The organism is Vulcanococcus sp. DEBay_Sum22DG08_74 (assembly GCF_017852955.1).
Taxonomy (GTDB): Bacteria; Cyanobacteriota; Cyanobacteriia; order PCC-6307; family Cyanobiaceae; genus Vulcanococcus.
This window is the reverse complement of sequence record NZ_JAFMKL010000052.1, coordinates 1-11,767: the sequence shown is the minus strand read 5'-3', so window position 1 is coordinate 11,767 and position 11,767 is coordinate 1. Positions and strand designations below refer to the sequence as shown.

Sequence of the window (11,767 nt, the reverse complement as noted above, 5' to 3'; positions counted from 1 at the left end):
CAATCTCGGTTGAACCAGAAGCCCCCTCGCAAGAGGGGGCTTTTTGTTGGGGGGGCGCTAGGCCTTGGTCCAGATCACAGGCCTGCGGCGGTTGGGATAGAGCTCCTGACAGAGGGGACAGACCCGCCCATCACAACCACGAGCCGTGCAGAACTCCCTGCCGTAAAAAATGATCTGCAGGTGCAGCTTGTTCCAGGCGTCCTTGGGGAACAGCCGCTTGAGATCCGTTTCAGTGCGAGCCACGCTGACGCCACTGCTCAAGCCCCAGCGCTGAGCCAAGCGGTGGATGTGGGTGTCCACGGGAAAGGCCGGGACCCCGAAGGCTTGAGCCATCACCACGCTGGCGGTCTTATGGCCCACCCCCGGCAGCGCCTCGAGGGCTGAAAAACTGGCGGGGACCTCACCCCCATGGCGCTCCAGCAGGAGCTCCGCGAGACGCTTGACGTTGCGAGCCTTGGTTTTCGCCAAGCCCAGCTGTCTGATGTGGCCCAGGATTTCGGACTCAGGCAGCGCCGCCATGGCCTGGGGTGTTGCTCCAGCCGCAAAGAGGGCTGGCGTGACCTCGTTGACCTTCTTATCCGTGCACTGGGCACTGAGTAAGACAGCGATCAACAGGGTGAAGGGATCGCTGTGGTCCAACGGGACCGGCGTCTCGGGGTAATGCTCCTCAAGGCGCTGCATGATCAGCGCCGCGCGCTCCTGCTTCCTCAAGACCGAACGCTGCTGCAACCAAAGCCCAGTTTGTAGGCTCGCACCAGCGCACTCAGCCCATGGGAAGCAGCTTCGGCGATCTCTTCCGCATCAGCACCTTCGGCGAATCCCACGGCGGCGGGGTTGGCGTGATTGTGGAGGGTTGTCCGCCGCGACTGGAACTCGACCTCGAGGCGATCCAAGCCGAGCTGGATCGACGCAAACCAGGCCAAAGCAAGATCACAACCCCCCGCAAAGAAGACGATCGGGTGGAAGTCCTCAGTGGTCTGCTCGATGGGGTCACGCTCGGCACCCCGATCGCGATGGTGGTGCGCAACAAAGACCAGCGCCCCCAGGACTACAAGGAGATGGAGGTGGCCTTCCGCCCCTCCCACGCCGATGCCACCTACCAAGCGAAATACGGCATCCAGGCCCGCAGTGGTGGCGGGCGCGCCTCAGCGCGGGAGACGATCGGTCGGGTCGCCGCTGGGGCCATCGCCAAGCAGCTGCTGAGCAAAGCCCACGGCACAGAAGTGGTGGCCTGGGTCAAACGCATTCATGACATCGAGGCCGAGATCGATCCAGCAGCGGTGACCCTTGAGGCCGTCGAAAGCAACATCGTGCGCTGCCCCAATGCCGCTGTTGCGGAGCGGATGATCGAGCGGATCGAAGCCATCGGGCGGGAAGGGGACTCCTGCGGTGGCGTGATCGAGTGTGTGGTTCGCGGCGTACCCGCCGGCTTGGGCATGCCCGTCTTCGACAAGCTTGAGGCCGATCTGGCCAAGGCGGTGATGTCCCTACCGGCCACCAAAGGCTTTGAGATCGGCTCCGGATTTGCCGGAACCTTGCTCAAGGGCAGCGAACACAACGATGCGTTCTTGCCCACTGGAGATGGCAGCCTGCACACCGCCACCAACAACTCCGGCGGAATTCAGGGGGGGATCAGCAACGGCGAGGCGATCGTGATCCGCGTGGCCTTCAAGCCAACGGCCACGATCCGCAAGGCCCAACAAACGATCAATGCCCGGGGTGAGGCCACGACCCTGGAAGCAAAAGGTCGGCACGACCCCTGCGTGTTGCCCAGGGCCGTACCGATGGTGGAGGCGATGGTCGCCCTTGTGCTGGCTGATCACCTGCTGCGGCAGCAGGGTCAGTGCAGCCTCTGGTGAGAGCGGATCAACGCAGGCTGGTCAGCTGAGCAGCGCCGTTGTTGCCGTTGGTCGAGGGTGCGGAACCCAAACGGCCGACGGCCTTCGCCATCCGCTTCGCCACTGAGCCACCGCGGGTGGCCCCGGTCTTCTTCACCGGGTTGCGTGCTGCTTTTTTCGCAACCGGCTTGGCCTTGGGCGCAACCTTGGATTTCGCAGCAGCTGCAGGCTTGGCCTTCGCGGCAGTGCTCGCAGCTTTCTTCGGAGCTGCTTTCTTCACCACTGTGGCTTTCGCCACAGGCTTGGCCTTGGCGGCAGCGCGCTTGGTGGTGGTTGCCGATGCCTTTTTGGCAGCGGTCTTCTTGGGGGCGGCTTTCTTGGGCGCCGCTTTACTGATGGTGCTGCGGCTGCGGTGGCTCAGGATCAGAGCCCATTCCGCATCCGAGAGGTTCGCGGGCTTGGCGCCATGGGCATTGGCGAGCTTGGCCGCTTTCTCAATGTCGGAAATGAGGTTTTTCCAAGAGGTCGCGAAACGCTTGTCGGATTGCGACTTGGCTCCGCTTTCAACCAGGGTCTCGACGACCCCAGCTGCAGAGACTTTCTTGCGGCGGCGATTGAAAATCTCCTTTTGGAGCTGAGCGATCAGAGCATCAGCTTTATCGCTCAACTTGATGGTGAGTTGAGACATAGGTCGAAAGACGTCTATCCCATGAGTAACACTCTGGACTCAACCTGACAACAAGTCGCCATTGGCACGCTGCTCGAGCCATGCCAGCAGCGCCGTCAACCCTGGCCGCAATTGCAGGGGTTGCTGTGGCCCTTGAGACGTCTCAAACAAGCTCCCTCCCAAGGCCACCGCATCGACTCCGGACTCCAACCAGAGACGTGCATCCAGGGCTGACAACCCTCCTGCCGCAATGCAATAGGGCAATGGCGACAGGGGTCCTGCAAGCGAGTTCCAATAGCTCGGACCCAGGCTGCTGGCCGGGAAAAGCTTCACCGCGGGAGCACCCAAGGCCTGGGCCCGTGCCACTTCTGACGGGGTGTAGACACCAGGAATCAAGGTGATCCCGGCCTGTTGCGCTTTCGCCAAAAGCTCAGGCTCAAGGATGGGCGAGACGACATAGTCCAAACCGGCGGATTGAGCAGCCGCCAATCCCTTCAGGCATCGCACCGACGCAGCACCGAGGCGCAGGGATGGAAAGGACTGGCGCAGCTCCACCGCCAACGCAACCCAGGCGGGAGTGAGAGCAACCGCCAACTCGACATGGCGCAGACCTGCATCAACCAGCAGGTTCAGTTGTTGCTGGGCCTGCTGACGCTCAGAAACACGAAGCACCGCCAGCACAGGCTGGCGGTGCAATCCCCTGAGAAGCCCAGAGGGATCTGAGGCGAAGACCTCAGACGTATTCAGCAACTCGGACATCGCTGCGGATCAACAGCTCTTGAAGATCCTCAGCATCCACGGTCTCGCGCTCAACGAGCATCTCGGCGAGCTCATCAAGAACGCTGCGGTTGCCGTTGAGAACGGCGATCGCCCGCTTGTAGGCCTCTGCCACCAGCAAGCTGACCTCTTCATCGATCGCAGCGGCGGTGTCTTCCGAGAAGTCACGCTCAGCTGCGATGTCACGGCCGAGGAACATGCCGCCCTGGCTTCGGCCCAGGGCCACAGGACCGAGGCGATCGCTCATGCCAAAGCGCGTGACCATCTGACGGGCCACCCGGGCCACCTGCTGGAGGTCGTTGGAGGCGCCGGTGGTGACTTCGTCTTCGCCATAGACGATCTCTTCGGCAACCCGGCCACCCAGGGCAACAGCCATCTGGTTCTGGAGATAGGCGCGGGAGTAGAGACCGGACTCCATGCGCTCTTCACTGGGGGTGAAGAAGGTCAGACCGCCAGCGTTACCGCGGGGAATGATCGAGATCTTCTGCACCGGGTCGTAGTCGGGCATCAGGGCGCCAACCAAGGCGTGACCGGCCTCGTGATAGGCCACAAGGCGCTTGCGCTTCTCGCTCATCACCCGGTCCTTCTTCTCAGGACCAGCCATGACCCGCTCAATCGCATCATTCACCTCGTCCATGGAGACTTCGGTGAGCTGACGGCGAGCCGCCAGGATCGCGGCTTCGTTGAGGAGGTTGGCGAGATCGGCGCCGGTGTAGCCAGGGGTCCGGCGGGCAATCTTGTCGAGATCAACGTCCTTGGAGAGGGTCTTGCCGCGGGCATGGACCCCAAGGATCTGGAGACGACCGGCGTAGTCCGGGCGATCGACGACCACCTGGCGATCGAAACGACCGGGACGCATCAGTGCTGCATCCAGAACGTCAGGGCGGTTGGTTGCCGCGACGATGATGATGCCGGTGTTGCCCTCAAAGCCATCCATCTCCGTCAGGAGCTGGTTGAGGGTTTGTTCACGCTCGTCATTGCCACCGCCGAGTCCAGCGCCGCGTTGACGACCGACGGCGTCGATCTCGTCGATGAAGACGATGCAAGGGGCGTTCTTCTTGGCCTGCTCAAACAGGTCACGAACGCGGCTGGCGCCCACACCAACGAACATCTCGACGAACTCCGAACCGGAGATCGAGAAGAAGGGGACACCGGCCTCCCCGGCAACGGCCTTCGCCAGAAGGGTCTTACCGGTGCCCGGAGGACCCACCAGCAGCACGCCCTTGGGGATCTTGGCGCCAACGGCCGTAAAGCGGTCGGGGTTCTTGAGGAAGTCGACGACCTCGGTCAACTCGAGCTTGGCGCCTTCAATGCCGGCCACATCACCAAAGGTGACCTGGGTCTCGGGCTCCATCTGAACCCGGGCCTTGCTCTTGCCGAAGTTCATCGCGGGGTTGCCGCCACCGCCCTGGGCGCGGCGCAGCAGGAAGAACAGGCCACCCAGCAGCAGCAGGGGGAAGATCAGGGAACCAATGGCCTGCTGCCAAGCCTGGGGCTGACGGGAGGGCTCAACGGCGATGTCGACCTTGTGACCTTCGAGGAGCTTCAGCAGGTCCTTGTCAGGGGCAAGGTTGACCACGGCACGCTGGCCGTCGTTCTCCACCACCTGGGCCGTGCCCCGATCGGGAGCGATCAGCACACGGGAGACCTCGTTGGCTTCAACGGCTTCCACGAAGTCGCTGTAGCGGAGGGTGCGCGGCGCATTGGCGGGATCAGGACGATCCAGGAAGGCCGTGCCAACGGCGATCACCACTACGGCTAGGAGGACGTAAAGCCCCGCATTGCGCCAGCGCTTCTTCACTTGCTTCTCCGCTTGTTCGAGGACAGTGATTAAGGAATGTTAACCGGACTCAGGCTGCTGAACGCAGAACCTCGACAACGCTCTTGAAGGCGAACCATTCGGGGATTTCCTCACCGCCGCGCAGCATCTTGCGGAACTGGGTGCCGCTGAGCTTGCGGATGTGCAGACCGCGGGCATCGGCGTGCTCAGCCGTCACGTAGCCCTCTTCCTCGGTGTAGACGAGGTTCAAGGACGGCACGGTCTCCATGCCCAGCTCAGGAGCGTTCTCACGGGCGAAGTCCTGGGCCTGATAGGGGCCATAGAAGTCCTCACCGCTGATGGAGGACTTACAGCCAGCCATGTCGCGGCCAATGATGAAGTGGGTGCAGCCGTAGTTCTTGCGGATGATCATGTGCTGCAGCGCCTCCCGGGGCCCAGCCATGTGCATCGAGTAGGGGAGGTAGGCCCAACGGATGCGGGGGTTGTTCACCTCAGCGGCCAGGCGCTCATAGGTCTGGAAGCGAACAGCACCGGGGATGTCGTCGTCCTGGGTCGGTCCGCAGGTGGGGTGCACCAGGACCACGCCCTGATCGCTCACGTTGGTGGCATCGAGGGCCCGGGTGAAGAGCTCGTAGTGGGCGCGGTGGATCGGATTGCGGCACTGGAAGGCCACGACGTCCTCGCCCTCAGGCAGGTTGGCGCGCACCTCAGCCGGGGTTTTGCAGGGGAAGACACGCTCAGGCAGCTCCAGGCCTTGGATCGAGCCACCCAGATAGAAGCGACCGCGCTCGGTGGCGATCATCTTCACGGCAGGGTGCTCCAGGGAGGAGGTGCCGTAGCAACCGACGGCTTCACGGGCCTTGTCGGGCTCCCACTTGCTCTCAACCGTCATCACCGCCAGCTCTTGACCGCGATAGGTCAGCAGCAGCTTTTGGCCGACGGCGATGTCATCGCGATCGGTATCCATCACGATCGGCAGGCCAAAGAGAAGGCCGCTGGTGGTGCGGTTCTTCTCCACCACCGAGAGATAGTCGTCCTGGTGCATGAAGCCGCGCAGCGGCGAGAAGCCACCCACCATCAGCAGCTCGACGTCGCAGGCATTGCGATCGGAGCACTCAACAACGTGATCCACGCCGGCCTTGAGCGCATCACGCTGATCGGCAGGCACCCGCAGGTCCACAAGGGTGCCGCCGTGGGGAGCGATCAAACCCGAACGGGTTGCTGCAGCTGCGGAGGTCATGGCGGCGAGGGATGGATCCAATGCCGGCGATTCTCCCAGAGCACTCGGGAAACCATGAAAAAGGGGGCTCCGAAGAGCCCCCTGATCAAACGTTCTGAGACCGGGAAGGGGATCAGGCCTTCTCGAGGCGGCCGTAGAGCTGACCAACGATCTTGACGTCGACAGGGTCATGGCTGCCCATGTCGGTGTCAGAGGGCTGAACAGCGGTGAAGACGCCTGCGAACTCACCGGTGGAGGCATCCACCTTGGTGATGGAGAGGTTCATCTCACCGGTGCCGTCGATGTAGCGCTTGCTGTTCTCACGGGCCAGCTCATCGTCCTGACCGTTCAGAGCAATCAGACCTTGGGCGTACTGAACACCGGTGGTCAGTGCACGACCCTTGGGATCGAGGAAGTTGGAGGTGCGGTAGCTGGGAACGCGATAAGCACCGTTGAGGTCGGTGCTGGTGCTGATGGCGGCGCCATCAGCGGTGGCGTCGAGCTCCTTGGAGGAGAAGGTGAAAGGCACTTCCTCACCACCGGGCAGCAGCACGGTGACGATCTGGAAGTCGATGCCGCCGAGCTCCTTGAAGTTGATGCCGTTACCGGTCACGGCCAGATCGCCGTAGACCTGATCGAGGCTGGTGGTGAAACGGGTCAGGATCTTGGTGGCCACGAACTGGGCCTCCTGACGCTTGTTGGCGGGCTCGCCCTTCACGTACACCTCAGCGGGGTGCATGCAGACCTCGCGCAGCTGGTACTTGGTGTTGCTGTCGAGGGGGATGGACCCGCGGGCGGAGTCGGGAAGGGTCGGGCAGTCATTGGCCAGACCGGTGTTGTGGATGTCGTCGTAGGTCAGATCAGCCCGATCAATAGCCTTCGCGCCGCCACTGCAAGCGGTCACGAGGGTCAAACAAAGGGCCAGCACGACGGCCAGCAAAGGACGGAAACGCATGGGGAGAAACCGGTCTGGCGGGGAAAACCTCAGGGATTGGGGTACGCCCGATCGGGATACTACCGGTGCAAAACGCCCATTCCGCGTACCATGTCGCGGCTCTCAACAACCTGTATGCGAGAGCGGCCGATTGAATTCCTTTATGAGCGACGCCAGCACCACCACACAGATCGACGAGAGCCTGGTCCGAGGCGACTGGGAAGCCCGCCTGAGCTCAGAGCTGGAGAGCCTCGAAGAGCTGGCCGCCGAGGTGGATGGTGAAGCACAGGCCCTTCTCCTGCTGCTGCGCCGGCTCGAGGAGCTGCACCGCACGATCCAGGACGGCGCCTTCCGCTCCAGCCTCCCTTCTGATCGCGGCGAGCTCTTCAACCTGCTGAAGGGCATGGAGAAAAGCGGCGGCTGGCCCTACATCCCCCGCCTGCAGCTCCGCACCTTTATGGATCTGCTTCAGAACGACGACGATTCAGCCATGGCCGCCTGAACAGGCCGCCAGAGCGGTCAGCAGCCGATGCGCCAAGGCGAGCTTGCCCATCGGTTCAACCCGCTGAACCGCCTCACCAGGGCCAAGGATCCAGCCCTCATTGGACAAGCCACCAAATCCTGCTCCCGGCGCATCAATCGGGTTTGCGAAGAGCAGGTCGCATCCTTTGCGTGCCCACTTGGCCTGGGCCTGAGGCAGCACATCCCCGGTGTGGGCCGCGAAGCCGAGGATCCCTTGCCCAGCCGGACGGCGCTCGACCAGTCCCCGCAGAACATCCGGGATGGGCTCCCAACCCGCCTCCATCGCCAGCGCTAGGTCCTGCTTGTCGGGTTTGTGGCTGAAGCGTTGCTTCGGGCGGTGGTCCGCAACAGCCGCGGCCATCGCAATCGCATCGGCCTTGGGCTGAAGCGCCTCGAGGGACGCCTGCAGCTCCGCTCCGGTCTCAATCGGATGGCAGTGCAGACCATCGAGCCAAGCCGGCTCGAGCTGGAGGGGCCCATGCACCAGATCCACCTCAGCCCCGCGCAGACGAGCGGCCTGGGCAAGCAGGACCCCCATGCGACCGCTGCTGGGATTCGTGATGCAACGGGCTGGATCAAACCACTCGCGGGTGGGGCCAGCACTCACCAGCAGCCGGCGTCCCTGCCAATCGCGCTGCCAACCCCAGAGCGCCAGGGATTCCAGCGCCAGAAGCAGGGATTCAGGCTCGGCCATCCGCCCAGCCCCTTCGCGATCACAGGCCAGCAGTCCAGCGCCGGGCCCCAAGGGCAAGACCCGCTCGAAGTCCTGGAGGGTTTGCCAATTGCGGCTGACCCCCGGTGAAGCCCACATGGCTGTATTCATCGCCGCAGCCGCCAGGACTGGCGCTTCCGTGGCCAGCAGCAGAGAGGCCAGGAGGGTGTCGCCCAGCCCGTAGACCCAGCGGCCCAGGCTGGTGGCCGACAACGGGGCCAGCAGCACCAGCTCTGCCCACTCGGCCAACTCCACATGCAGCGGGCGGGCGGCGGTGTGACTCCACTGGTCGGCGTCCAGATAGCAGCGCTGACGGCTGAGGCTGGCCAGGGCCACCGGACTGACCAGTTGCGCAGCGCTGGGGGTCAGGACACAACGCACCTCGGCGCCGCGCTTGGCCAAAGCACTGACCACCAGCGGGAGCTTGACCGCGGCGATGCTGCCGCTGATCCCGACCAGAACGCGACGCCCCTTCAGGGGATCAGCCAAGGGCTCAGTCCTCATCGAAGGGCTCTTGATCCACCAGGTGCACGTAGGGCCGCGCCAGCTCCGGACGGTGAATGGCGATGGCACGGAGCAGGTGCCAATCGTTCAAGGCCGCAAACGGACTGGGGTAGTCGTCCTGATCCAAACGTCGCCCCAGTTCCTCCATCGAGGCCTCGGTCTGGGCAGCGATCAACTCAGGGGTGATGGAAGGGGAAGCGGTCATGGCCGTTGAAGACTGATAAGTTCTGGCCAGGACAAGGATTCTTCCTGGTCTTTCGGGGGAATTAGCTCAGCTGGTAGAGCGCTGCGATCGCACCGCAGAGGTCAGGGGTTCGAGTCCCCTATTCTCCATCCACCCTTGAAGTCCCTGTGCGGATCTGGCCATGAACTGGAAACCAGAAGCAGAGGCCAAGCTCAAGGAGATCCCTTTTTTTGTGCGCCCAGCCGCCCGCAAACGGATTGAAGGGATGGCCAACGAGGCTGGCCTGGATGTGATCGACGAAGCCTTTTTCGAGGACGCCAAGGCCAAGTTCGGCCAGAAGTAGGGCCGCGATCCACCCTTGTGGGGTTTGACGGGCTGGCTGCGGCCAAGTCTCTGCTAAAGGGCGATGGGGTAAAAGGGTTTAGCTTTCGAGACCTTTCCCGCTCATGTCGCAGTCGAAGCGCGAGCAAGTGGTGAGCCACCTGCGTTACATCCGCCAAGAACTGCGCGAGATGCATCAAGGCGTGATGGAAGACGGTCTCCTGCCTGAAGCCGGCGAGGTTCGTGGCGTGATGGCCCAGATGGAGGCACTGCTGGAACTGCTGGAAGGCAAGGGCAGCCGCAAAGCCAAAGATGCCGACAGCTGAAGTCAGCTGATCCACTCAGCCCGGGGATACCCGGGCTTTTTTAATGCCCCTGCGGTAAACCTCAAGGCAAACCGCCCGCACCGACTCCCCTGACCCTGACGCCCCCACCTCAGCGCACCAGGCTGCAGCGCAACCTGGGTGGAGCCTGGCCGCGCCTGGAGCGCTGGGCGAGCAATCCCTGGCGACGGCTCTCGGTGCTGCTGATCGTGCTGCTGAGCACCTTCTTCCTGGGGAATGCCATCGCCACCCTCACCGGGGCGCGCTCCTTTCTGGATCCCCCAGCTGCCCTGCTCTGCGTCTTGGCAATCGAAGCCGCGATTCGCCTGAGGGGCCCACTGCTGCGGAACACCAGCAACCGTTTGGGGCTACAGCTCTTGGACATGAGCCGGGTGGGGTTTTGCTACGGCCTGCTGCTGGAAGGCTTCAAGCTGCTCTGAGCTAGCCGGCGGCCAGGAGATAGAGCAGGGCCATCCGAATCGGGATGCCGTTGGTGACCTGCTCCTCCACCAGACAGAGCGCCGGGTCATCCAACAGAGCTCCACTCATCTCCACGCCACGATTGACCGGACCGGGATGGAGCACAGGAATCTTGCCCTGCAGGCGCCTATGGGTGAGGCCAAAACGGCGGTGGTAACTCTCGAGGCTGGTGAGCAGGTTTTGGTTCATCCGCTCCTTCTGCAGGCGCAGGGTCATCACGGCATCGGCGCCGACCAAGGCCTGATCGAGATCGCGCTCGATCCGGATGCGGCCCCGCTTGGCGACTGGGTCGCTGGCCTGCCCAGGCGGCGGGGCGTCCACGAACTGTTCGAAGGCCTGCGGCAGCAGGGTGGCGGGCCCGCAGAGCACCACCTCGGCGCCGCAGGCGGTCAGGGCCCAGAGGTTGGAGCGGGCCACACGGGAATGGAGGATGTCGCCGACGATCACAATCCGCCGGCCCCGCAGCGCTTCAGGCGTTGGGCTCTCGGGGTTGAACTGACGCGCCAGGGAAAACAGGTCCAGCAGACCCTGGCTGGGATGGCTGTGCAGGCCGTCTCCACCGTTTAAGACCGCCACGCGATCACCGCTGAGGTCAAGGTCGTGGGCCAACGAGGCGGGAATCCCGGTGCAGCGGTGACGCACCACCAGCAAGTCAGCTCCCATGGCCACATAGGTGCGCACCGTGTCGAGCAGGCTCTCCCCTTTGCTGAGGGAACTGGAGGAGGGAGAGAAGCTCTGGACATCCGCCGACAACCGTTTGGCCGCCAGCTCGAAGCTGCTGCGGGTGCGGGTGCTGGGCTCAAAAAACAGGGTGGTGACGAGCTTGCCCTGCAGGGCCGGCAGCTTGCGGGCGCCACTGGTGGGCATCGCCCGAAACCGCTGGGCTAGCTCTAAAACAGTGGTGTAGTCCTCAAGCGAGAAGGCCGCCAGATCCAGCACATGGCGGTGGGTCCAGTCGCTCAAGGTCTGAGGCAAGCGTCAACAGCAGGCTAGAAGCCCATGACGCAAGAGGCCACGTCCCAGGCCTCGGCCAAAGGTGGATTGCGATCCCCCTTGGCACGTCGACTGATGCTGCGGCTGCTGCGGAGGTACCAGCGCCAAGGCCAGTCCTGCCCCTGACTGATGCCGATCCGAGTCGTTTGAACCAACTGCGCTTCACGCAGCTCTGGCAAGCGAGGGGCCAGCCAAAGCCCCTGCGCAGGGCTGCTGGGGCAGCAGTCATGGCTGCGGTCCAGGCCAAAGCGGCGAGCCAGCAGGGCTGGACCCGCGGCAATCCGCTCCTGCTCCCCCGGCATCGCCAGGGCACGCAGCAGGACGCCGTTGGCCCAGTCAGCCCTATGGGTCACCACGTTCACGCAGTGGTGAATGCCATAGCTCACATAGACATAAAACCGCCCTGGCTCACCAAAGAGCGTTTCGTTGCTGGGTGAGCGGCGGCGGAAGCCGCGTGTGGCGGGGTCGTCCTGGGAATACGCCTCGGTTTCCACCACCACGCCCCAGAGCAGG

General features: G+C 63.6%; 15 protein-coding genes and 1 tRNA gene. 6 read left to right on the top strand and 10 right to left on the bottom strand.

The features are described 5' to 3' along the window. Nucleotides 1–57: 57 nt before the first annotated feature. A complete protein-coding gene (gene nth / locus QZ184_RS07200; RefSeq protein WP_296418768.1) occupies nucleotides 58–711 on the bottom strand; it encodes an endonuclease III in 654 nt (217 codons plus the stop codon). A 59-nt stretch (nucleotides 712–770) separates the two neighbouring features. Here nth and aroC point away from each other — a divergent pair, with 59 nt between their 5' ends. Further along, complete coding sequence (aroC, locus tag QZ184_RS07195; protein ID WP_010314571.1) at nucleotides 771–1,859, top strand: chorismate synthase; 1,089 nt, start codon at nucleotides 771–773, stop codon at nucleotides 1,857–1,859. A 7-nt stretch (nucleotides 1,860–1,866) separates the two neighbouring features. Here the strand turns inward: aroC and QZ184_RS07190 are convergent, their stop codons facing one another. The 5 genes from QZ184_RS07190 to QZ184_RS07170 all read right to left on the bottom strand — a co-directional run bounded on the left by QZ184_RS07190 (nucleotide 1,867) and on the right by QZ184_RS07170 (nucleotide 7,236). Then, on the bottom strand, nucleotides 1,867–2,526 hold the full coding sequence (locus QZ184_RS07190) for a hypothetical protein (RefSeq protein WP_296418765.1): 660 nt from the start codon (nucleotides 2,524–2,526) through the stop codon (nucleotides 1,867–1,869). A gap of 39 nt (nucleotides 2,527–2,565) precedes the next feature. Continuing rightward, nucleotides 2,566–3,264, bottom strand: coding sequence for a bifunctional 4-hydroxy-2-oxoglutarate aldolase/2-dehydro-3-deoxy-phosphogluconate aldolase (locus QZ184_RS07185; RefSeq protein WP_296416667.1), 699 nt, complete (start codon nucleotides 3,262–3,264; stop codon nucleotides 2,566–2,568). Then, complete coding sequence (gene ftsH3, locus QZ184_RS07180; protein WP_010314566.1) at nucleotides 3,239–5,083, bottom strand: ATP-dependent zinc metalloprotease FtsH3; 1,845 nt, start codon at nucleotides 5,081–5,083, stop codon at nucleotides 3,239–3,241. The genes QZ184_RS07185 and ftsH3 overlap by 26 nt, the downstream gene beginning before the upstream one ends. 49 nt (nucleotides 5,084–5,132) lie before the next feature. After that, complete coding sequence (sat, locus tag QZ184_RS07175; protein ID WP_296418762.1) at nucleotides 5,133–6,302, bottom strand: sulfate adenylyltransferase; 1,170 nt, start codon at nucleotides 6,300–6,302, stop codon at nucleotides 5,133–5,135. 112 nt (nucleotides 6,303–6,414) lie between these two features. After that, complete coding sequence (locus QZ184_RS07170; protein WP_010314562.1) at nucleotides 6,415–7,236, bottom strand: photosystem II manganese-stabilizing polypeptide; 822 nt, start codon at nucleotides 7,234–7,236, stop codon at nucleotides 6,415–6,417. Between the two features lie 142 nt (nucleotides 7,237–7,378). Here QZ184_RS07170 and QZ184_RS07165 point away from each other — a divergent pair, with 142 nt between their 5' ends. Further along, a complete protein-coding gene (locus tag QZ184_RS07165) occupies nucleotides 7,379–7,717 on the top strand; it encodes a hypothetical protein (RefSeq protein ID WP_010314559.1) in 339 nt (112 codons plus the stop codon). Here the strand turns inward: QZ184_RS07165 and coaBC are convergent. Together coaBC and QZ184_RS07155 are read right to left on the bottom strand one after the other, a co-directional pair. Next, a complete protein-coding gene (gene coaBC / locus QZ184_RS07160) occupies nucleotides 7,700–8,953 on the bottom strand; it encodes a bifunctional phosphopantothenoylcysteine decarboxylase/phosphopantothenate--cysteine ligase CoaBC (RefSeq protein WP_296418760.1) in 1,254 nt (417 codons plus the stop codon). The two genes, QZ184_RS07165 and coaBC, sit on opposite strands and share 18 nt — an antisense overlap. After that, nucleotides 8,943–9,158: a DUF2555 domain-containing protein gene (locus QZ184_RS07155; protein ID WP_010314555.1), complete on the bottom strand. Its 216-nt coding sequence runs from the start codon at nucleotides 9,156–9,158 to the stop codon at nucleotides 8,943–8,945. The genes coaBC and QZ184_RS07155 overlap by 11 nt, the downstream gene beginning before the upstream one ends. 55 nt (nucleotides 9,159–9,213) lie before the next feature. On the opposite strand from QZ184_RS07155, the gene QZ184_RS07150 reads away from it, so the two are divergent. From QZ184_RS07150 to QZ184_RS07135, 4 genes are all read left to right on the top strand, one after another. Continuing rightward, nucleotides 9,214–9,286 (top strand) — tRNA-Ala (locus QZ184_RS07150). 32 nt (nucleotides 9,287–9,318) lie between these two features. After that, nucleotides 9,319–9,480, top strand: a complete 162-nt coding sequence (locus tag QZ184_RS07145) for a PCP reductase family protein (protein WP_010314554.1) — start codon at nucleotides 9,319–9,321, stop codon at nucleotides 9,478–9,480. A 103-nt stretch (nucleotides 9,481–9,583) separates the two neighbouring features. Then, a complete protein-coding gene (locus QZ184_RS07140; RefSeq protein WP_010314552.1) occupies nucleotides 9,584–9,784 on the top strand; it encodes a hypothetical protein in 201 nt (66 codons plus the stop codon). Nucleotides 9,785–9,978: 194 nt separating this feature from the next. Continuing rightward, the gene (locus tag QZ184_RS07135) at nucleotides 9,979–10,221 is read left to right on the top strand and encodes a DUF565 domain-containing protein (RefSeq protein ID WP_010314550.1); all 243 of its coding nucleotides are present in this window, start codon (nucleotides 9,979–9,981) and stop codon (nucleotides 10,219–10,221) included. Nucleotide 10,222: 1 nt separating this feature from the next. Here the strand turns inward: QZ184_RS07135 and QZ184_RS07130 are convergent, their stop codons facing one another. Continuing rightward, on the bottom strand, nucleotides 10,223–11,224 hold the full coding sequence (locus tag QZ184_RS07130; protein ID WP_296418759.1) for an aspartate carbamoyltransferase catalytic subunit: 1,002 nt from the start codon (nucleotides 11,222–11,224) through the stop codon (nucleotides 10,223–10,225). Between the two features lie 26 nt (nucleotides 11,225–11,250). After that, on the bottom strand, nucleotides 11,251–11,766 hold the full coding sequence (locus QZ184_RS07125; protein WP_296418757.1) for a DNA-3-methyladenine glycosylase: 516 nt from the start codon (nucleotides 11,764–11,766) through the stop codon (nucleotides 11,251–11,253). Between the last annotated feature and the right edge of the window lies 1 nt (nucleotide 11,767).

Bases quoted from the DNA above. Each gene is read 5' to 3' on its own strand.
- sat (WP_296418762.1), bottom strand. From the start codon at position 6,302: ATGACCTCCGCAGCTGCAGCAACCCGTTCGGGTTTGATCGCTCCCCAC.
- QZ184_RS07145 (WP_010314554.1), top strand. From the start codon at position 9,319: ATGAACTGGAAACCAGAAGCAGAGGCCAAGCTCAAGGAGATCCCTTTT.
- QZ184_RS07170 (WP_010314562.1), bottom strand. From the start codon at position 7,236: ATGCGTTTCCGTCCTTTGCTGGCCGTCGTGCTGGCCCTTTGTTTGACC.
- QZ184_RS07165 (WP_010314559.1), top strand. From the start codon at position 7,379: ATGAGCGACGCCAGCACCACCACACAGATCGACGAGAGCCTGGTCCGA.
- QZ184_RS07140 (WP_010314552.1), top strand. From the start codon at position 9,584: ATGTCGCAGTCGAAGCGCGAGCAAGTGGTGAGCCACCTGCGTTACATC.
- QZ184_RS07155 (WP_010314555.1), bottom strand. From the start codon at position 9,158: ATGACCGCTTCCCCTTCCATCACCCCTGAGTTGATCGCTGCCCAGACC.
- QZ184_RS07185 (WP_296416667.1), bottom strand. From the start codon at position 3,264: ATGTCCGAGTTGCTGAATACGTCTGAGGTCTTCGCCTCAGATCCCTCT.
- aroC (WP_010314571.1), top strand. From the start codon at position 771: ATGGGAAGCAGCTTCGGCGATCTCTTCCGCATCAGCACCTTCGGCGAA.
- coaBC (WP_296418760.1), bottom strand. From the start codon at position 8,953: ATGAGGACTGAGCCCTTGGCTGATCCCCTGAAGGGGCGTCGCGTTCTG.
- QZ184_RS07190 (WP_296418765.1), bottom strand. From the start codon at position 2,526: ATGTCTCAACTCACCATCAAGTTGAGCGATAAAGCTGATGCTCTGATC.